The sequence below is a fragment of the Streptomyces kronopolitis genome (assembly GCF_050953795.1).
Lineage (GTDB): Bacteria > Actinomycetota > Actinomycetes > Streptomycetales > Streptomycetaceae > Streptomyces > Streptomyces kronopolitis_A.
The window spans coordinates 3,009,061-3,028,422 of sequence record NZ_CP191850.1 but is presented as its reverse complement, the minus strand read 5'-3'; the positions used below and the strand labels follow the sequence as shown (position 1 = coordinate 3,028,422).

Annotated in this window: 17 protein-coding genes and 1 tRNA gene; 5 read left to right on the top strand and 13 right to left on the bottom strand. The window is 73.5% G+C overall.

From position 1 onward, the window contains the following. Positions 1-435: 435 nt before the first annotated feature. From ehuA to ehuB, 4 genes are read right to left on the bottom strand one after another with little or no spacing between them, the layout of a single operon-like run. Positions 436-1,290 (bottom strand): ectoine/hydroxyectoine ABC transporter ATP-binding protein EhuA, encoded by an 855-nt coding sequence (gene ehuA, locus ACQP17_RS13150; RefSeq protein ID WP_433856445.1) that lies wholly within the window; start codon positions 1,288-1,290, stop codon positions 436-438. Beyond that, positions 1,280-1,897: an ectoine/hydroxyectoine ABC transporter permease subunit EhuD gene (gene ehuD, locus ACQP17_RS13145; RefSeq protein ID WP_433859900.1), complete on the bottom strand. Its 618-nt coding sequence runs from the start codon at positions 1,895-1,897 to the stop codon at positions 1,280-1,282. The genes ehuA and ehuD overlap by 11 nt, the downstream gene beginning before the upstream one ends. Before the next feature lie 32 nt (positions 1,898-1,929). After that, a complete protein-coding gene (ehuC, locus tag ACQP17_RS13140) occupies positions 1,930-2,661 on the bottom strand; it encodes an ectoine/hydroxyectoine ABC transporter permease subunit EhuC (protein WP_433856444.1) in 732 nt (243 codons plus the stop codon). Next, positions 2,658-3,593: an ectoine/hydroxyectoine ABC transporter substrate-binding protein EhuB gene (ehuB, locus tag ACQP17_RS13135; protein ID WP_433856443.1), complete on the bottom strand. Its 936-nt coding sequence runs from the start codon at positions 3,591-3,593 to the stop codon at positions 2,658-2,660. Before ehuB ends, ehuC begins: the two co-directional genes overlap by 4 nt. Before the next feature lie 110 nt (positions 3,594-3,703). On the opposite strand from ehuB, the gene ACQP17_RS13130 reads away from it, so the two are divergent. After that, a complete protein-coding gene (locus ACQP17_RS13130) occupies positions 3,704-4,204 on the top strand; it encodes a DUF3830 family protein (protein ID WP_433856442.1) in 501 nt (166 codons plus the stop codon). Here ACQP17_RS13130 and ACQP17_RS13125 read toward each other — a convergent pair. Together ACQP17_RS13125 and ACQP17_RS13120 are read right to left on the bottom strand one after the other, a co-directional pair. Continuing rightward, on the bottom strand, positions 4,185-5,609 hold the full coding sequence (locus ACQP17_RS13125) for an amidase (RefSeq protein WP_433856441.1): 1,425 nt from the start codon (positions 5,607-5,609) through the stop codon (positions 4,185-4,187). The two genes, ACQP17_RS13130 and ACQP17_RS13125, sit on opposite strands and share 20 nt — an antisense overlap. A gap of 84 nt (positions 5,610-5,693) precedes the next feature. After that, positions 5,694-6,659, bottom strand: coding sequence for a D-2-hydroxyacid dehydrogenase (locus ACQP17_RS13120; RefSeq protein ID WP_433856440.1), 966 nt, complete (start codon positions 6,657-6,659; stop codon positions 5,694-5,696). A gap of 208 nt (positions 6,660-6,867) precedes the next feature. Between ACQP17_RS13120 and ACQP17_RS13115 the strand changes: the two genes are divergently transcribed. From ACQP17_RS13115 to ACQP17_RS13105, 3 genes are all read left to right on the top strand, one after another. Beyond that, entirely contained in the window at positions 6,868-7,773 is a 906-nt protein-coding gene (locus tag ACQP17_RS13115) for a maleate cis-trans isomerase family protein (RefSeq protein WP_433856439.1), read from the top strand. Between the two features lie 153 nt (positions 7,774-7,926). Next, positions 7,927-8,652 carry a maleate cis-trans isomerase family protein gene (locus ACQP17_RS13110; protein ID WP_433856438.1) on the top strand — a complete coding sequence of 242 codons (726 nt, stop codon included), beginning with the start codon at positions 7,927-7,929 and terminating at the stop codon, positions 8,650-8,652. A gap of 141 nt (positions 8,653-8,793) precedes the next feature. Further along, entirely contained in the window at positions 8,794-9,915 is a 1,122-nt protein-coding gene (locus ACQP17_RS13105; protein ID WP_433859899.1) for an LLM class flavin-dependent oxidoreductase, read from the top strand. Positions 9,916-9,971: 56 nt separating this feature from the next. Here the strand turns inward: ACQP17_RS13105 and ACQP17_RS13100 are convergent, their stop codons facing one another. Continuing rightward, the gene (locus tag ACQP17_RS13100; protein ID WP_433856437.1) at positions 9,972-11,786 is read right to left on the bottom strand and encodes a putative bifunctional diguanylate cyclase/phosphodiesterase; all 1,815 of its coding nucleotides are present in this window, start codon (positions 11,784-11,786) and stop codon (positions 9,972-9,974) included. A 361-nt stretch (positions 11,787-12,147) separates the two neighbouring features. On the opposite strand from ACQP17_RS13100, the gene ACQP17_RS13095 reads away from it, so the two are divergent. After that, positions 12,148-13,389, top strand: a complete 1,242-nt coding sequence (locus tag ACQP17_RS13095) for a M6 family metalloprotease domain-containing protein (RefSeq protein ID WP_433856436.1) — start codon at positions 12,148-12,150, stop codon at positions 13,387-13,389. A 61-nt stretch (positions 13,390-13,450) separates the two neighbouring features. Here the strand turns inward: ACQP17_RS13095 and ACQP17_RS13090 are convergent. The 6 genes from ACQP17_RS13090 to ACQP17_RS13065 form a co-directional block, all read right to left on the bottom strand. After that, a tRNA-Lys gene (locus ACQP17_RS13090) sits at positions 13,451-13,524 on the bottom strand. 55 nt (positions 13,525-13,579) lie between these two features. Then, complete coding sequence (locus ACQP17_RS13085) at positions 13,580-14,191, bottom strand: bifunctional DNA primase/polymerase (protein ID WP_433856435.1); 612 nt, start codon at positions 14,189-14,191, stop codon at positions 13,580-13,582. A 194-nt stretch (positions 14,192-14,385) separates the two neighbouring features. Beyond that, a complete protein-coding gene (locus tag ACQP17_RS13080) occupies positions 14,386-14,769 on the bottom strand; it encodes a hypothetical protein (RefSeq protein ID WP_433856434.1) in 384 nt (127 codons plus the stop codon). Between the two features lie 123 nt (positions 14,770-14,892). Continuing rightward, the gene (locus tag ACQP17_RS13075; protein ID WP_433856433.1) at positions 14,893-16,275 is read right to left on the bottom strand and encodes an AAA family ATPase; all 1,383 of its coding nucleotides are present in this window, start codon (positions 16,273-16,275) and stop codon (positions 14,893-14,895) included. 55 nt (positions 16,276-16,330) lie between these two features. After that, positions 16,331-17,878 carry a hypothetical protein gene (locus ACQP17_RS13070; protein WP_433856432.1) on the bottom strand — a complete coding sequence of 516 codons (1,548 nt, stop codon included), beginning with the start codon at positions 17,876-17,878 and terminating at the stop codon, positions 16,331-16,333. Next, complete coding sequence (locus tag ACQP17_RS13065) at positions 17,869-19,158, bottom strand: hypothetical protein (protein ID WP_433856431.1); 1,290 nt, start codon at positions 19,156-19,158, stop codon at positions 17,869-17,871. The genes ACQP17_RS13070 and ACQP17_RS13065 overlap by 10 nt, the downstream gene beginning before the upstream one ends. Positions 19,159-19,362: the final 204 nt, after the last annotated feature.

The following is a 19,362-nucleotide window of genomic DNA, read 5'->3' as shown; positions in this document are numbered from 1 at the left end:
CGGTACCGCTTGCGTCGTGACCTCCGCCGGTGGTCGCGGCCGAGAAACGCCCGGCCGCTCCCGCACAACGGGGGCTGCCCTCACGATAGCGGCCAACGGCCTCCGGCGGAGGGGGTCTTGACCGAAAAGAAGCGCGCCCGGGATTTCCGGACCGGGGCGAGAGCCCTTGGCATATGCCAAGGTCACGAGGCCGACGCTCCGGGAGACGCTGGGCCCGAAGGTATCCGGCCACGTCGCGCCGGGGGCGGCCATGGGCGGTGGAGCGTACGGAACAGGCCATCGCCCCGGTCCACACGGGGAGTTGGCGCGCAAGGGTGCCGTCCCGGCCAGTGCACCCGGACGGCCTTTCCGGCCGTCTCCCGGGTGGGAACGACACCGGGTGGTGTGCCCCGGAAAGGGACACACCACCCGAACCCGCCGCCTACGGAACGCCGTTCACAGCACGGCGCTCAGGAACTCCCGGGTGCGCTCCTGCTCCGGCTCGCTGAAGATCTTCTCCGGGGAGCCGGACTCGATGACCCGCCCGGCGTCGAACATCAGGACGTCGTCGGAGATGTCCCGGGCGAAGTTCATCTCATGGGTCACGCACAGCATCGTGATGTCCGTGGTGTGGGCGATGTCCCGCAGCACGTCCAGCACCCCGGCCACCAGCTCCGGATCGAGCGCCGAGGTCACCTCGTCCAGCAGCAGCACCTGCGGGCGCATCGCCAGGGCCCGGGCGATGGCGACCCGCTGCTGCTGGCCGCCGGAGAGCTGGGTGGGGTACTTGTCGAGGTGCTCGGTCAGGCCCACCAGTTCGAGGAGGTCGCGGGCCCGCTCCTCGGCGGCGTCCTTGCTCATGCCCAGGACGTGCACCGGCGCCTCGGTGATGTTCCGCAGCACCTTCATGTTGGGGAAGAGGTTGAACTGCTGGAAGACCATGCCGATCTTCTTGCGGATCTCGCGGGTGTGCTTCTCCCCGGCCGGGACGAGCTTGCCGCCCTTCTCCTCGTGCGTCAGATACTCGCCGCCGACGCTGATCGTGCCCTCGTCCGGCGTCAGCAGCGTCATCAGCAGCCGCAGGATCGTGGTCTTGCCGGAGCCGGACGGGCCGATGAGGGTGACGTGCTTGCCCGAGGAGACCGTGAAGTCCAGGGAGTCCAGGACGGTGTGGGTGCCGAACCGCTTGGTGACCTTGTCGAAGCGGATCAGCTCGCTGCCCGCCGCGGACCGCGCCGGGGCGGCCGGCTCGTCGGTGTGATCCTTCGGGTCTTCGGTGTGATCCTTCGGGGGATTGCTGTCAGCGGACAAGGCGACGCTCCAGGGCTCGCAGGAGGAGGGAGGTGGGGTAGGAGATGACCACGAACAGGACGCCGACGACGGTGATCGGCTCCAGGTAGTCGAAGGTGGTCGCGCTGATGCTGTTCGCCTGGAAGAGCATGTCGGCGACGGTGATGCCGGCCAGCAGCGGCGTGTCCTTGAACATCGCGATGACGTAGTTGCCCAGCGCGGGCACCACCCGGCGGAACGCCTGCGGCAGGATCACCGCGATCCAGGTGCGCCGGCGCGGCAGGCTCAGCGCCGTCGCGGCCTCCCACTGGCCGGGCGGGACGCCGTCGATGCCGGCGCGGTAGACCTCGGAGGTGTACGTCGAGTAGTGCAGGCCCAGGCCGATGACGCCGGTGGTCAGCGGCGCGAAGGTCAGTCCCCAGCCGGGCAGGACGAAGAACAGGAAGAACAGCTGCACCAGCAGCGGGGTGTTGCGGACGAATTCGACGAAGACGCTCACCGGCCAGGTCACCCACCGGCTCGGCGCGCGCAGCGCCAGCGCCCAGACCAGGCCCAGCGCGAACGAGACCAGCGAGCCGTAGACCGTCGCCTGGACGGTGATCCACAGCCCTCTGAGGATGTCGGGCATGATCTCGCCGACATAGCTCCACGACCAGTTGTTCACGGCTTTCCTCCGGTGGCCAGCGCCTCGGGGCCCTGCTGTTCGACGGGCAGCTTGCGGGAGAACCAGCCCTCGCCCCTGGGGACCGCCCGGCCGATCGAGGCCTTGGCGCGGCGCTCCAGGACCCGCATGATCCGGGTCAGGACGAACGCGACCACGAAGTAGAGGACGAGGATGATGCCGTAGATCTGGGCGCTCTGGCCGGTCGACAGCCGGGCCAGCTTGGCCTGGAAGGTGAGTTCGCCGATGGACAGCAGCGAGGCCAGCGCGGTGCCCTTGAGCAGCTCGATCAGCAGGTTGTTGAACGGCGGCATCATCTCGGGGACGGCCTGCGGCAGGATCACCTTGGTCAGCCGCTGCCAGGGCGTGAAGCTCAGCGCGACGGCCGCCTCACGCTGGGCGGGGGCCACCGCCTGGACGGCGCCGCGGACGATCTCGGAGCCGTAGGCGCCGTACGACAGGCCCAGGGCCAGGGTGCCCGCCCAGATGCCGACCAGCTGCCAGCCCAGCAGCGGCAGCGCGAAGAACAGCCAGAACATCAGCACCAGTGCCGAGGTACCGCGGAAGAACTCCACGTAGACACCGGACAGGAAGCGGACGATCCAGAAGCGTGAGGTGCGGGCCAGGCCGATGCCGAAGGCCACGGCCGCGGCCAGGGCGGCGCTGTAGACCATCAGCTGGATGGTGATCCACAGCCCCGCGAAGAAGAGTTCCCACAGCGCGCCGGTCACTTCTTACAGAGCTCCTTCGCCGTGAGGTCGGTCTGGAACTCCTTGGTGAAGCCGTAGGGCCGGGCGATGCGCAGGAGTTCACCGCTCTTCTTCATCTTGTGCAGTTCGCGGTTGAAGGCGTCGCGCAGCTTGGTCTCGCCGATGCGGAAGCCGTAGCCGCCGCCGTCGCGCTGGGGCTTGCCGTCGACCTCCGGCGTGAACGGCGCGGTCATCGAGACCTTGGGATGGGCGCCGGTCTTCAGCGCCTCGATCATGGTCAGCGCGGTGCCGGCGAAGACGTCGATACGGCCGGCCTCCAGGGCCTCCATGCCGGCGATCTGGTCGCCGTAGGTCTGGATCGAACTCTTCTTGACGCCGTTGCCGACCGCGTAGTCGATCTCGGCGTAGCCGATACCGGAACCCATCCGGTAATTCCCCTTGGCGATGTCCGCATAGGAGCGGATATTTTTCGGGTTGCCCTTGAGCACGAGGAAGGCGTCCTTGCTCTCGTAATCCGGGTCGGAGAAGAGGACGGCCGCACAGCGGGCCTTGTTGATGAACATGCCCGCGACGATCACGTCGTACTGGAAGGAATGCAGTCCCGGCACCAATGCGCCGAATTCGACCGGTACCGGCTCGAAGTTCTTGACGCCCAGCCGCCGGAAGATCGTCTTGGCGACCGCGGGGGCCTCTCCGGTCAATTCGCCCTTGCTATTGATGGACGCATAAGGCGGTTCGCTGGCGATTCCCATGCGGACGGTGCCCTTTTTTCGCAGATCCTCAAGTTGGTGTCCGCCGCCGGTCGCCCCGGAGACATCGACCCGCGAGCAGCCCGTGCCCGCTGCCGTCACACCCGCCGCGCCGAGCGCCGCCACCCCCGCGAGCAGCGTCCGCCGCCGGATGCCACCGGCCAATTTTCTATTGATCATTCTGTTCTCCTGTGGTGGAGCCATGGGCGCGCGACTACCCGGACGCCCGGCATGTATGCCGATCGTTTCCGGCCCTTGATACAAGCGACTCGGAGTTGTTCCGTACGCCGGTATTGCCCACCTACGATCGGGGCATGACCGATCGCTTCATCGAAGTCTCCCTGGACAAGCGCGGCGTGAGCTGCACGGCCAAGTTGCTCGACGACCGCGCGCCGATCACCTGCAATGCCGTGTGGGACGCACTCCCGCTCGGCGGCGACGTCTATCACGCCAAATACGCCCGCAACGAGATCTACACCCTGCTCGCGCCGTTCGCTCCGGAGGAGCCGCCGCTGGAGAATCCGACGATCACCCCGATCCCCGGCGATCTGTGCTACTTCACGTTCTCCGACACACAACTGGGGACGAAGTCCTACGGTTACGAGAGCCGGGCGGCGCACCAGGGCCGCGCCACCGTCGTCGACCTCGCGCTGTTCTACGAGCGCAACAACCTGCTGATCAACGGTGACGCGGGCTGGGTGCCGGGCATCGTGTGGGGCAGCGTCGTCGACGGCCTGGACCGGATGGCCGACGCGTGTCAGGACCTGTGGCGGGCCGGGGCGCTGGGGGAGTCCCTCAGCTTCCGGCGGGCGTAGGCGGCGCGGGGATCCGCGCGGTCCCCGCCTCGTGGAGGGCATGCGCGGCGCGCAGCACCAGCGCGTCCGCGTGCCGCGCACCGACCAGCTGGACGCCGATCGGCATCCCGTCGCCGTCCACCCCGCACGGCAGCGTCGCGGCCGGCTGCTGGGTGAGGTTGAAGGGATAGGTGAACGGCGTCCAGCCGGTCCAGCGGGTGTGGCCCGACCCGGCCGGCACCTCGGCGCCCGCCTCGAAGGCGGTGATCGGCTCCGTCGGCGTCACCAGCAGGTCGTAGGCGCTGTGGAAGCGGCCCATCGCCTGACCGAGCGCCATCCGCGTGTCGACCGCCGCCAGATAGTCCAGCGCGCTGTAGCGGGCACCCTGCGCGCAGATCTCCTGCAGCCCCGGGTCGAGCAGCGCCCGGTCCGCCTCGCCGAGGTGTTGCACCACCCGGGCCGCGCCGCTGAACCACAGCGTGTGGAAGGCCTCCACGGGGTCCGCGATGCCCGGGTCGATCTCCTCGACCGACGCACCGAGCCCGGCCAGGGTCTCGACCGCCCCGCGCACCGCCGCGGCGACCTCGGGGGCGACCGGGACGTCCCAGCCGAGCGACGGGCTGTAGGCCACCCGCAGTCCGGAGACCGGGCCGGCCAGCTCCGAGCGGAACGAGCCGGCCGGCGGAGCGAGCTGGGACCAGTCACGCCAGTCCGGCCGGCAGATCACGTCCATCATCAGCGCCGCGTCCGCCGCGTCCCGCGTCATCGGCCCGACGTGCGCCAGCGTCCCGAACGGGCTCGCCGGATACAGCGGCACCCGCCCGTAGGTCGCCTTGAGCGCGAAGATCCCGCAGAACGACGCGGGGATGCGCACCGAGCCGCCGCCGTCCGTGCCCAGGCTCAGCGGGCCCGCGCCCAGCGCCACCGCCGCCGCGCCGCCGCCGCTGGAGCCGCCCGCGGTGCGCCCCGGATCGTAGGGGTTGCCCGTCACCCCGTGCCGAGGGCTGTCGGTGACGCCCTTCCAGCCGAACTCCGGGGTGGTGGTCTTGCCGACGAACACCGCGCCGGACTCCCGCAGCCGGGCGACCGACGGGGCGTCCTCCTCCCACGGGCCCTCGGACCGCACCGTGCGCGAGCCGCGCAGCGTCGGGGCGCCCCGGGTCAGCAGCAGGTCCTTGACGGTGACCGGGACCCCGTCCACCGGGCCGGCCGGGGCGCCGGCCCGCCAGCGCTCCTCCGATTCCTTGGCGCCGGACAGCGCCTCGTCCGCGTCGATCCGGGTGAAGCAGTTCGTCACCGCCCCGGCGGCCTCGGCGCGCTCCAGCACCGCCCGGGTCACCTCGACGGGGGAGAACTCGCCGGCCGCGTACCCGGCGGTGAGCCGGGCGGCGGTGAGGTCGGCGAGGTGGGTCGGTTCGGTGGTCATGCGTCCTCCGAGCGTCGGCCGCCCCCGGGCGGGGCGGCGGTGGGGGAGCGGGGCTGCCGCGCCGCGACCCGGCAGCCGGCCCCGTCACGTGACCGGTACGTACCCGAGCCGTTTGTCGACGAGGTTGTCCAGCGGCTCGCCCGCCGACCACCGGTCGAAGTTGTCCTGGAACTGCTCGGCGAGCGCGTCCCGCCAGCCCAGGGTGTCGCCGCTCATGTGGGGCGAGACGATCAGGTGCGGCACGTCCCACAGCGGGCTGTCCGCGGTGAGCGGCTCCTGCGCGAAGACGTCCAGGGCGGCCGCCGCGATCCGCCGGTCGCGCAGCGCCGCGACCAGGTCCGGCTCGACGACCGTCGGCCCGCGCCCGACGTTGAGGAAGCGGGCCCGAGGGGGCATCCGGTCGAAGGCCGTCTTGTCGAACAGCCCGCGGGTGGCGTCGGTCAGCGGCGCCGCGCAGATCACCCAATCCGCGTCGGCCAGCAGCCCGTTCAGCGCCTCGCTCGGGTGCACCAGGCCGAAGCGCGGATCGTCCCTGCGCTCCCGGCGCCCGACCAGATCGACCTTGACACCCAGTGCCAGCAGGGTGCTGCCGATGGCCCGGCCGATCGGCCCGGAGCCCACGACGACGGCCCGGCTCCCGGCCACCCGCAGCGTCTCGCGGTGCCGCCAGCGCCGCTGCCGCTGCAGCTCCCACGTGCCGTGGAAGTCCTTCGCCATGGCGATCACCAGCCCGGCGACGTACTCGGCGATCGGCTGCTCGAAGACGCCCCGGGCATTGGTCACCAGGGTGTCGTCCGCGACCAGCGCCGGGCACAGCAGTTGATCCACTCCCGCGCTGGCGGTGTGCACCCACCGCGGTGTGGGGCCGTGTTCCGGCCAGGCTCTGCGGATGGCGTCGGAGGTGAAATCCCAGGCCAACAAGATGTCGGCGGAGGGGAGTCGGCCGGCGAGCGACTCCTCGTCGGTGAAGATCACCCGCGCCCGGCCGGTGAGCCGGTCGAGCTTCGGCGGCGGGTCGGATCCGAGGACGAGGACGGTGCTTTCGGACATAGCCAGAAACCGTTCTGAAACGTGAGCCCCGCTTCAAGAAAGGGGGCGCCGACAGATGCCTGAGATGCGAGGATTGACCACGCTAGGAAGTCGTATCTACCGTGTCAACAACGGCTCTGTCCCGACGTCCCGGCTTGATCCGGCTGCACCTCCTCCTCGGCCACTGGCCTGGCCATCCCAGCCCTTCGCTTTGTTCTAGGGGCCCTTCATGGACGTCTCTTTTCTGGGTGGCCCACAGCCGCAGCTCGGTGTGGGTGTCGTCGCTCCCTTCGACTTCGCTCTCGACCGGGAGCTGTGGCGATGGGTACCCGACGACGTGTCTCTCCACCTCACCCGCACACCCTTCGTGCCGGTCGAGGTCAGCCTCGACCTGGCCCGGCTGGTCAGCGAACACGAAACCCTGGACGCCGCCGTCCAGGCACTGTGCGCGGTGTCACCGCAGGTCATCTCCTATGCCTGTACCTCCGGCAGCTTCGTCGGCGGGATGGCGGGCGAGCGGGCCATGTGCGCCGCCATGGTCCAGGCGGGGGAGGTTCCCGCCCTCACGACCTCGGGCGCGCTGATCGAAGCGGTGCGCGAGATCGGCGCCCGGCGCGTCGCCGTCGTCACGCCGTACACGAAATCGGTCACCGACTCACTGGAGGACTATCTCGGCGAGGCCGGCATCACGGTCACCGGCCGCGCCTATCTCGGGCTGACCCGGCACATCTGGAAGGTGCCCTACCGGGACGTCGTCGACATGGCCCGCGCGGCCGTGGTCGGTGACACCGACGCCCTGTTCATCAGCTGCACCAACCTGCCGACCTACGACGTCATCCCGCAGCTGGAGGCCGAGCTGCGGATGCCGGTGCTGTCGGCGAACCAGGTCACGATGTGGGCCGCGCTGCGCGCCATCGGCGCCGAGGCGGTGGGCCCCTACCAGGCGCTGCTCGATCCGGTGGCGCGGCGCGGTCCGGCCGCGATGACCGGATCGGGACCGGTGGACCACGGACCGCGGGCGACCCCCGAGGCCGCCTTCGCCGGGTCCCCCGCGCCGCCGGAGGGGGAGGTGGCCGACGGCCTCGATCCGCCGCCCTCCCCGTCCGAGGATGCCGGCGGTCCGCCCCCGGCCTGAGACCGGTCCGGATCCGTCCGGACCGGCCCCGGAAGCTGCCGGCGCGGTTCCGCCCGCCGGCAGCGCCCCGTCCCGCACCGCTCCACCGCTCCACCCGTGAACGCACCCACGAACGCCCCTGCACCCGCAGCCGTACACGCAAGGGAGACCTGCATGGCATCGGTCGGCTTCCTCTACCCCGGACACTCCGCGGAGGACGACTTCCCCCGGCTCGAAGCGCTCCTGGGCGGCACGGTCCGCCTGCCGCTGGTCCACACCGACATCGGCGAGGACGCCCACCGGGTCGACGCGCTGCTGGAGATGGGCTCCGCCGCGCGGCTGGCCGCCGGCGTCGACGAGCTCAAGGAGCGCGGCGCCGAGGCCGTCGTCTGGGCCTGTACCAGCGCCAGCTTCGTCTTCGGCTGGGACGGCGCCCACGAACAGGTCCGGGAGTTGTCCGTCACCGCCGGCCTGCCCGCCTCCAGTACGTCCTTCGCCTTCGCCCACGCCGTCCGGGCGCTCGGGGCCCGGCGGGTCGCGATCGCGGCCACCTACCCCGACGACGTCGCCGAGCGCTTCCACGCGTTCTTGAAGTCGGCCGGGACGGAGGTGGTCTCGACCCGCGCCAGCGGCATCATCACCGCCGCCGAGGTGGGCACCTGGGGCCGCGAGGAGGTGCTGGCGCTGGCCCGGGCCGGCGACCATCCCGACGCCGAGGTGGTGCTGCTGCCGGACACCGCGCTGCACACCGCCGAGCACCTGCCGGCCCTGGAGGCGGAGCTGCGCAAGCCGGTGCTGACCGCGAACCAGGTCACGGCCTGGGAGGGGCTGCGGCTGCTCGACCGCACCCTTGCCTGCCCGGTGCTCGGCACCCTCTTCTCGCGGACGGCGCAGATCTGACCCCGGGCGGCCGGCCGGCGCCGCCCGCGCGCCGGCCGGCCGCCGGCATCTGACCCGGGAATAAGCGGAGATCCTCTCCGGTTGTCGCTGCGGCAGACCGGCGACGCGAGGAGGAACCGCACCGTGAGCGGCGAAGAGAACATGACCCGGGGCAGTGGCGAGACGCTCCCCGACGGCGGCGACGGGATCCGGGGCACCGCCCTGGGCCGTGCCCCCGTCCCGCTGTCGGTGCTCGACCTGGTGACGGTCGGCGCCGGCCAGACCGCGTCCGGCGCGGTGCGCACCGCCGTGGAGCTGGCCCGCACGGCCGAGCGCCGCGGCTTCCACCGCTACTGGGTCGCCGAGCACCACTCCATGCCCGGCGTGGCGTCCTCCTCGCCCGCGGTGCTGCTCGCCCATCTCGCCGCCCACACCGGACGCATCCGGCTCGGCTCGGGCGGCGTGATGCTGCCCAACCACGCCCCGCTGGTCATCGCCGAACAGTTCGGCACCCTGGAGGCGATGGCCCCCGGCCGGATCGACCTGGGGCTGGGCCGCGCGCCGGGCACCGACGGCGCCACCGCCGCCGCGCTGCGCCGCACCGAGCGCCTGCGCGAGGGAGCGGAGGACTTCCCGCAGCAGCTCGCCGAGTTGACCCGCTTCCTCGACGACTCCTTCCCGGACGGCCACCGCTACGCCGCGATCCACGCGGTCCCCGGCCCGGTCCAGGCCACCTCGCCCGGCGGGGTGCAGTCCGCGCACCGGCCGCCCCTGTGGCTGCTGGGCTCGTCCGGTTTCAGTGCTCAGCTCGCCGGCTCGCTCGGCCTGCCGTTCGCCTTCGCGCACCACTTCTCCGCCGCCAACACCCTCCCCGCGCTGGACCTCTACCGCGCCTCGTTCCGCCCCTCCGAGACGCTCGCCGAGCCGTACGCGCTGATCGGGGTCGCGGCGCTGGCCGCCGAGGAGGAGGGCGAGGCCCGCCGCCAGGTGCGGACCGGCGCGCTGTCGATGCTCCGGCTCCGCACCGGCCGTCCCGGTCTGATCCCCACCCCGGAGGAGGCCGCCGCCCACCCCTTCGACGAGACCGAGCGCCACTTCGTCGACAGCTGGCTCGGCAACGTCGTCCACGGCACCCCGGACGAGGTCCGCCAGGGCCTGGACGAGCTGGCCGGGCGCACCGGTGCCGACGAGCTGATGATCACCGCCAACGCGCACGGCGGCGCGGCCCGGCTGCGCTCCTACGAGCTGATCGCGGACGCGTACGGGCTGCCGGGCGAGGGCTGAGGAACCGCTCCCGCGGACCCGACGCCGCCCTCGTCCGCGCCCGCGGACGGGGGCGCTCAGATCCCCGGGAGCCCTCCGGCGGCCAGCAGCGCCGCCACCCGGTCCGGCGCCACCGGCCGGGAGTAGAGCCAGCCCTGGCCGGTGTCGCAGCCGATCCGGCGGAGCCGCTCGGCCTGCTCGGCGCTCTCCACGCACTCGGCGGTGACCGTGAGGCCGAGCCGGTGCGCCAGCGCCACCAGCGCCTCGACGATCATCTCGTCCGCGGGGTTGGGGTGCTCCTGCGAGCGGAAGCCGCGGACGAAGGACCCGTCCAGCTTCAGCACGGACACCGGCAGGCGGCTGAGGTAGGCGAGGTTGGAGTAGCCGGTGCCGAAGTCGTCGATGGCGATCCGCACGCCCATGTCGCTCAGCGCCTGGAGGGCCTGCAGCGGCCGGCCGGCCGAGCCCATCACCGCCGACTCGGTCAGCTCCAGCTGGAGCAGCCGCGGCGGCAGCCCCGTCTCGGCGAGGATCCCGGCGACATCGGCGACCAGGTCGGAGTCCCAGACCTGACGGACGGCCACATTGACGCTGACGAACAGCGGCCGGCCCGGGTGCGCCAGCTGCCAGGCACGCGCCTGGTGGCAGGCGCGCTCCAGGACCCAGCGGCCCAGCTCCACGATCGCGCCGTTCTCCTCCGCCAGCGCGATGAACCGATTCGGCGACAGCGTCCCGAACTGCGGGTGCCGCCAGCGCACCAGCGCCTCGACGCCCTGCGCCCGCCCGTCGCCCAGCCCGACCAGCGGCTGGTACTCCAGGGTGAATTCGCCGCGGTCGACGGCCGGCCGCAGGGTGCTGGAGAGCGCCTGCCGGGTCATCCGGTGGGCGTTGCGCTCCGGGTCGAAGAGCGTCCAGCGGGCCTTGCCGTCCTCCTTCGCCCAATACAGCGTGGTGTCCGCGGCCTGCATCAGACCGGTCGCGGTGGTGCCGCCGGCGGCCCGCTCCACGACGCCGATGCTCGCCGAGACCGACAGCCGCTGCCCGGCCAGATCGAACGGGCGCTGCAGCGCGTCCAGGACGTTCTGGGCGAGTTCGGCCAGCTGTTCGGTGCCGGTGGAGTCTTCCACCAAAAGAGCGAACTCGTCACCGCCGAGCCGGGCCACCAGATGCCCCGCGTGCTCGGGCCCGCGGTCCTCGGCGCTCTCCGCACAGCGCGTCAGCCGCTGCGCCACCGCGCTCAGCAGCCGGTCGCCGACGCGGTGCCCGAGGGTGTCGTTGACGGCCTTGAAGCCGTCCAGGTCGAGGTAGCACAGCCCGATCCGGCCGGTCCCGGCCGGTGCGAACGAGGCGGACTCCAGCGCGGTGGAGAGCCGCTCGAAGAACAGCGCCCGGTTGGGCAGCCGGGTCACCGGGTCGTGCATCTGGAGATGCCGCAGCCGGGCCAGCAGGTCGTGCCGGTCGCTGATGTCCGCCACCGTCAGCAGCATCCGCTCCTCGCCGCTGAGCGGCTCCGGGGTGAGCGGCTCGACGGTCACCTCCACCCAGACGGAGTGCCCGTCGGGGTGTTTGAGCCGGCGGGTGCAGCGCAGCCGGTCGCTGCGCCCGCACAGCACCTCGCGGTAGGCGGTCCACACCCGGGGGTCGGCGCCCAGGTCGGTGTGGTCGGCCGCGGTGGTGGCGACCAGCTCCCCGGGATCGGCGCCGACCAGCTCGCCGAAGGCGGGGTTGGCGGCGAGGACCAGGCCGTCGCGGTTGAGGACGGCCATCGCCAGCCGGCCCGCGTAGAAGGCCGCGCGGTAGTCGCCGAGGGAGGCCCCGGCGTCGTCGCGGCGGCCGGCGGGGGCGTGCCGGGTTTCGGCGGATTCTTTGGTCGTACCATTACGCTCCGTCACTGAGGGGAGCGTCGCCCCGGGCGTGCGGCCCGGGCTGTCGGGGTGTCCGCTCACTGCTCGCTCCCGCATGGCGCTTGTCTCGTGATGGAGGGGTGATCTCGCGCTGGAAAGTGTGGCGATCATAGAGGCTGGCGCGACGGCCGATCCAGCGACGCAACCGGGATCCTCCACCCGCGTGACGGAACTTCAGCCATTTCTGTCCGTCTGTGTTCGCGTCGAATGCCCGGTTGGTCGTTTGTGACTTTCCGTTACGCGTCAGCCAAGACGCGCCCGTCACCCGTCCAGGTCTTCAAAACGGGACGAATAGCATTAAATCGCCACAGGGTAGATGAGGTCTCCGAATCCATCCCTGGAGGTATATGTGCCGCGCGCCCGGACACCCGACGGGGGAGCGGGCCGCCGTCTGCGGCGCGTCGCGGCCGTCGTCACGTCCCTGAGCGCTCTGATCGCGACCTCCATCGTCGCCGGCCCCGCCACCGCCTCCGAGGCCGCGCTCCCGTGCGCCCTGGGACGCACCGACGCGCACCACTCCGAGGGCGTCGACAGCTGGGACGGGGACTACCCGCGCCCGAACCGCCGGCTCGACGCCGTCATGATCTTCCTGTCCTTCCCGGACGCCCGGCCCGGCAGCACCCCGCAGGAGCTGTCCCACGACTACTTCCCGGCCACCTCCGGCTTCTTCGCCCGCGCCTCGTACGGCAGGTTCCGGCTGCGGCCGCACATCCACCGCTCCTGGGTGCGGATGCCGCGCCCGTCCGCCTCGTACGGGATACGGCGTGACTGGGACGCCGGCCGCCGCTCGGCCTATCTGCGCGACGCGGTCGCCGCCGCCGACCCGTCCGTGGACTTCAGCCGCTACGACGTGGTGTATTTCGTCGCCGACCCGGACGCCCCCGGCGTCGACTCGGACGCCACCAAGGTCGTCAACCTCGACCGGCCGATGCACGCCGACGACCGCGATCTGCGCCGGTTCGTCACCGTCTTCGAGCAGAGCCCGCCGGACCGCAACGTCCTCGCCCACGAGACCGGCCACGTCTTCGACCTGCCGGACCTCTACCACCGGCCGGAGGGCGGCAAGGGTGACTGGGACACCTATGTCGGCGACTGGGACCTCATGGGCAGCCAGTTCGGCCTGGCGCCCGACCCCTTCGCCTGGCACAAGTGGCGGCTCGGCTGGATCACCGACCGGCAGGTCGACTGCGTCGATCTGACCGGCCCGGCCATGCACTCGCTGCGCACGCTGTCCGCCCCCGGGGAGGCCGGAGGCCGGCGCCGGCCCCGGTTGCTGGTGGTGCGCACGGGGCTCGACAGCGCCCTCGCCATCGAGGCACGCGGTGCCCAGGGCAACGACCGGGCGCTGTGCACCGAGGGCGTGCTGGCCTACCGCGTGCACAGCGACACCGCCTCCGGCTCGGGGCCCGTGCAGGTCCTCGACGGCCACCCGGGCACCTCGGCCTGCTGGGGCACCTCGGTCTATCCGCCGCTCGCGGACGCGCCGCTGGGGGTGGGGGAGAGCATGGACGACGCGCGGGACGGCCTGCGCATCCAGGTCGAGGGCCGGAACACCGACGGGGACTGGTCGGTCAAGGTCAGCCGCCGCTGACGGCCCGCCCGGCGCGTGCACGACGAAGGCCCCCACCGAGGTGAGGGCCTTCGTTTGTCTGTGCGCCGCCAGGGACTCGAACCCCGGACCCGCTGATTAAGAGTCAGCTGCTCTAACCAACTGAGCTAGCGGCGCCTGCTGACGGGAAAACATTAGCATCCTGCCCGGGGAGGGCAAAAATCGGTTTGTCTCAGCCCCCGGTGAGCGCCGAAACGCGGGGCTGAGCTGCGACGTCACGCTCCTGTCCGGCCATCGAGCGGGCGGCCCGGACGCACGCCCACAGCAGGACGTCCGGCCCCGGCAGCCAGGGGTGGCGGACATCCGGTGCCACCAGCCAGCGGGAGGCGGCCGGGCCGGACGGGTCCTCGGCGGCGGCCGCGGCGGTGCCGAGGCCGGGGTGCAGCGGCGGGACGGTCACCGCGTCGCCGCTGCCGTGGCACAGCAGCGGGGGGACGGCGGCGGCCCACTCCTCCCAGACCAGCAGCGCGGGCAGCCGCTGGGCCGCGCCCGGGGCGGCGAACAGCAGGATCCGGCCGCGGTGCGCTGCCACCGGCCCCGAGCCGGGGCCGGCGGACCATAAGTGGTCGACCATCCGCCGCCCGAAGAGCGCGGGGGCGTTGATGACGTCGAAGGCGGTGCCGCACGGCAGCACGCTCGGGGCGGACGGCCGGGCGGCCCACGCCGCGTGGGCCGCGTCCGGATCGGGTCCGGCCGAGGCGAGCCAGTCGGCGCCGGCGAGCGTGACATAGGCCGAGGTGGGAAAGGCCAGGGTGCGGGGGGTGTCGGGCAGCCAGTCGCTCATGGGGACAGGTCTACCCAGTCGGCGCACGAGGTCTTCGCGGATTCGGGGAAATCGGGGCGGGGTGGGGCGGGAGCCGGTATCTTGCGCTCCTCGCATATGCCAGCGGCTCATGATCACGGACCATGGGCCAGGGGAGACGCCCGGGGCGGGCGGTGCCCCCGGGAGCGGCCGGGGGCGGGGCGCGGTCGTGGCGGTCAGTCCGACTCGCCGGGCAGCGCGCTGCTGCTGCGCATCAGGCTGCGGCCGAACTCGATCATCTTCTGCGCGTAGTCCTCGGTCCACTCCGCCCGCTCGGCGAGGGTGGCGAGCGGCATCCGGTCGAACCGGCTGGGGTCGGCCAACTGGGCCGCGGCCAGCGCCTGGAACTCCGTGGCGCGGTCGGCCGCGGCGCGGAAGGCGAGGGTCAGCTCCGTGGCGCGGCTGAGCAGCTCGTGCGGGTCCTCCATCGACTCCAGGTCGAAGAAGTGCTCGGGGTCGGCGGTGGCCTCGGGCGGCTCGAAGAGCAGCTGCGCGGGCTTCATCCGCCGTGGTCCGGGTGCCGCACCACGCGGGTCGGGAGCCGGTTGCGGCTCGGACATGTACCTACCTCCAGATCGTGTGCCGCATTCCATTGTCCCGCCCCGCGCAAGTACGCCCCGCCCGGGACCGTCCACTCCGCCCGCGCGGACCCGCCCGCGGCGGCGGGAGAGCGGGCCGGACACCTACGGACGCCACACCACGCGGTGTTCCGCCAGGTGGGCGAGGACGGTGTGGTGGGCCTCCCAGCCGTCCGGGAACGTGACCGCGACGCCGAGGCGGACCGGTTCGGTCGAGGGGTGTTCGTCGAGCAGGTCGGCGACGCCCGCGCGGCAGACCACGATGCAGGCATGGCGGTGGCGGGAGGCCAGGACGCACAGCCGGCCGGTCTCCAGATGGAAGGCGGTGGCGTCGGGGCGGCCGGAGAGCGGGTGCAGCACGACCGTGACCTCGAACTCCCGGCCCTGGAGGCGGTTGGCGGTGTCCACCGCGACGCCGGTGACCCCCAGCTCGGCGAGCGCGGCCCGGACGGCCGCCGCCTGGTCGCGGTGGGCCGTGCCGACCGCGATCCCACCGGCCGTCAGGCGCGCCGGGGCCGGGGCCTGGGTCGCGTCCGGCCCGGCCTCGCCGGTCGTGGCGCCGCCGCGGTCGAGGAGCCGGCGCACGACCCGGGCCACCGCGCGCACCGCCTCGGGGTCGGTGCGCGGGGTGTGGCGGGCGGGGAGCTCCAGCAGGCCCCAGCCGGACTCGGCGGCCTCGTCCAGCACGCGGTCCACGCCCGAGCCGTCGCCCGGCACCCCGAACGCCAGCCGGCGGTCGCCGTGGCCGGTGCCGCTGCGGAAGGGGGTGTACGGATAGAACGCGTGGGAGACCAGCGGCGCGGCCGAGGCGGGCAGCCGCCAGGAGACCGGCAGCCGGTGCTGCGGCAGCCCGGGGTTGTGTGCCAGGAGCGTGGCCACCGCGCTCGACGACGGGTCGTAGGCCAGCCCCGCCCACTGCTCGGCGCCGACCACGCTGAAGGGGTCCAGCTGGCCCGGATCGCCGACGAATAGCGCCCGTTCGAAGAGCCCGGCGACGCTCAGCAGCGCGTCGGAGCGCATCTGGTAGGCCTCGTCCACGATGGCGTGCCGCCAGGGCTCGTCGACCTTGGTGTGGGCCCATTTCGCGGCCGTGGAGACCACGATGTCCCTCCCGGCCAGATCGGCGACCCTGGCGGACGTACGGACCGCGGGAAGCGTGGACAGCGCCGGGTCGAAGGAGCCCGGCTCGCTGCTGTGCAGCCGGCCCACCGGCAGCTGCGGGTCCTTCCCGGCGAGCCGCAGCACCAGGTCGTCGACCTGTGCGTTGGTCTGCGCGACCACCATCAGCGGGCGCCCGGCGGCGGCGAGTTCGCGGGCCGCGCGGACCACGAGGGTGGACTTGCCGGCGCCGGGCGGGGAGTCCACGACCACTCCGCGCGCGGTGCCGTGCAGGGTGTCGTGCAGGATCCGGTCGGTCGCCTCGGCGGCCGCGGCGGCGGGGTCGAAGGGCCGGCCGGGGCCGGGGCGGTGAGCCTGAACGGCCGTCATGCGGCGGTCCTCTCCGGGGCGGTCGCGGGCCGTGGGCGGGTCGGCCGCGGGCGGGTCACAGGAAGTCCTCCGTGGTCACGGGGTCGGGGGCGTCGTGCGGTGTCCCGGCGGCGGGCGGCGGGCCGCCGTGGGTCCAGGGCGTGTCCTCGGGGTCGGGCAGCTCGGGGCCGCCGCGCGGGGAGTGCTCGAACAGCGTCCAGTACACCGGGTCCCGCGGCTCCGGCACCGAACCGGGCTCCGGGGTCTTCCCGCGCCCCATCCCGCCCGTCAGCCGCACCACCGGCGCGCCGGCGTCCCCGTCCTCGAAGGCGACGAATTCGGCGGTCTGGGTCCGGCCGTCGGGCAGCGGACGGTACAGCCGGACGCCCGCGGACAGCTGCGGGCGGTCGTCCGTGCGCACCGTGACCAGCGGGCGCGGCATCGGGCGCCGGCCCTCGGAGAAGGCCGTCTCCACGGCGGTGACCGTGCCCGAGAACGCCTCGCCGGCCAGCCGGCGTCCCGCCATCACCAGCGGGTCGTCCAAGGCTTCCTGGGCGTCGAGCTGGGCCTGCGCGGTCTCCCGGGCGGCCAGCTTCTGCGCGGCGGTGACCGCGTCGTCCCGCCGGGGCTGCGGGGGCTCACCGGCCCGCACCCGGTCGCGGTGCGCGGTGTACGACCAGCGGTCGCGCTTCCAGCGGTCGGCGACCCGGGCGCCCTCCGGCAGCTCCCGCAGCAGGTCGAGGCCGTGCCACACCGCGTCCCACACCGGCCGCAACTGGCCCTCCAGGAGGGTGCGGAGCGCCTCCTCGGCGCCCGGCAGCCCGGCGTCGTAGCGGGCCGTCGCGGGGGCGAGCAGGCGGTTGTCGAACGCCGGGTCGGTGGCCGGGCCGGCCGGCGGACACCGCAGCTGCCCGTCCGCGTCCCGCGCCGACTCCGCGAAGGAGGCGGCCTCCTGGCCCGTCCTGCCCGGCGGTGGGTCGATCCACGCCAGCAGCGCGCCCAGGTGCTGGTCCTCCAGCGCGCTCTGGCCGCTGGCCCAGTGGCGGGTCAGCAGGTCCGTCATGGACAGCAGCAGGGCGGAGCCCGGGACCCGGGCCCGTTCGCCGACGTGCGTCAGCCAGCGGCCCAGCAGCGGGACGTGCGGCGGCGCGGGATGGGGCGCGGCCGGTTCCTGTTCGGCCGTGCGCCGAAACCGCATCGAGCGGCCCAGCAGCCGTACGTACGCGACCCCGCCGGCGCTGGGGACGATCAGCTGCGGCGCGTCCGCGCACAGTTCGACCTGCACCGGGACCTTCTTGCCGGTCTCCGGGTCGGTCTCCTTGCGCTCCTCCCACCCGACGGCGTCCGCGAAGCCGTCCATATACGGGAGCACCTCCCCGGCCAGCTCGGCGAGGAAGGCGAACCGCAGGTCACGGTCGCGGGGCTGGGGGACGGTCAGCAGCGCCGGCTTCTCGCGGTCGGTGCCGACCAGGGCGCCCAGCGGGGCGCCGGCCTCGCCCGCGGTCGTCAACGGGACCAGGACGAGGGGACGTGGCGAGAGATGGCGGTGGCGGACCGTGCACCGCGGCCGGGCCCGGCCCGCGGCCACCGCCTCCATCCGGGCGAGCGTATCGATCAGCGACATTCCGCATCCTCTGTTCCCGGTCCGGGCAGCGCGTTCCCGCCCAGTGCCTCGGCGCGCAGCGCGGCGGCCCGGCGCAGCGCGACGACGGCCGGATCGTCCGGGCCGGCGCCGGCCGCGGCCCCGGGGTCGGTGGGGTCGGCGGGCCCGGCCGCCGCCAGCACCTCCCCGACCGTGCGCAGCCCGCCCAACTCGCCCCGCAGGCCGCGCCCCAGGGCCTCCACCGCGCCCCGGTCGCGGGCGCGTCCGCGGCAGTGGAAGGCCAGCTCACAGGCGGACAGGCACTCGGGGGCGTAGGCCGCCTCGACCGCCTCGACGGCCTCGGTCAGCTCCTCGGGCGGGCGGGTGGCGGTCTTCCCGTCGTCCGCGAGGCGCAGGTCGAAGGTGGTCCCCTCCGGGAGGGCCGCGGCGATGTCCTCGACGCGGGTGAGGCGGGCCAGCTGCCGCCGGGTGGTGGCCAGTTGCTTGCGGACGTCGACGACCGCGGCGGTGGGGAGGTTGGAGAAGTCCTTCGGGCACACCAGCAGCACCCGGTCGCGCACCCTCACCTCGCGGCCCGTGTACGCGGCGGCGGGCCCGGCCACCGCCTCCAGGGCCAGGACGTACACCGCGGCCTGCCGGGCGGCGGCGCCCACCTTGGCGGCGTCCGCCGAACCGTCGATCATCGGGAAGGACTTGATCTCCACGACCGTCCAGCTGCCGTCCGGATGCACCACCACCGCGTCGGGCTCCACATAGGCGGGCGCGCCGGCCACCTCGACGGCCAGCATCGGGTGCGTGAGCAGCGCCCAGCCGCCGGCCTCGGTCGCCGCCCGCAGCGCCAGCGCGGTACGCGCCGTACGGCCCTCGGGCCCGGCCGCGGACAGGTCCGGGGTGGCGGCCTGCCCGGGCTCGGGCGGCGGGGTGCCGGGCGCCAGCCGCTCGTGCAGCAGCCGCAGTAGTTCCGTGCCGCCGTCGGAGGTCACCCGGGCCTCGAAGGCGTGGCCGCGGACGAGGGCGAACCGGGACTGGCCGTAGGCCGCCGGCGAGCCCAGCGCCCGGGCCAGCGCGCCCTTGTCGATGCCCGCGCCGTCCAGCAGCGCGCGGCGCCGGCAGCCGGGGTTGGCGGCCAGCGCGGCCAGCGCGCGGGCGTCGAGGGAGCGCGGGCGGACGCCCGGGCCGCGCAGCTCGGTGAGCCGCGCCCGCCCGGCGCCCGGCGGTGCCCCCGGGCGCGGGCTCGGTGTCGCCGCCGGCCCCGCCGGAGGGGCCGCCGACGCGGGTCGGCTGTCGCGCGAAACGTTCACCCGCGGAAGTCTCGCATCCGGCACCGACAATCGGCGCTCCCGGCCGCCCGCCCGCCGCGGACCCGGCCCCCGCCGCACCCTGCCCGAGCGGCTGCCGCCCTCCCCGCCCGGGGACAAAACGACCTGGTGCGCGATGATGGAAGTCCCGCGGTCGACGCCGCCCGCACCGAGAACGACCAGCCGAGAAGTCGGCGAGAGGGACGA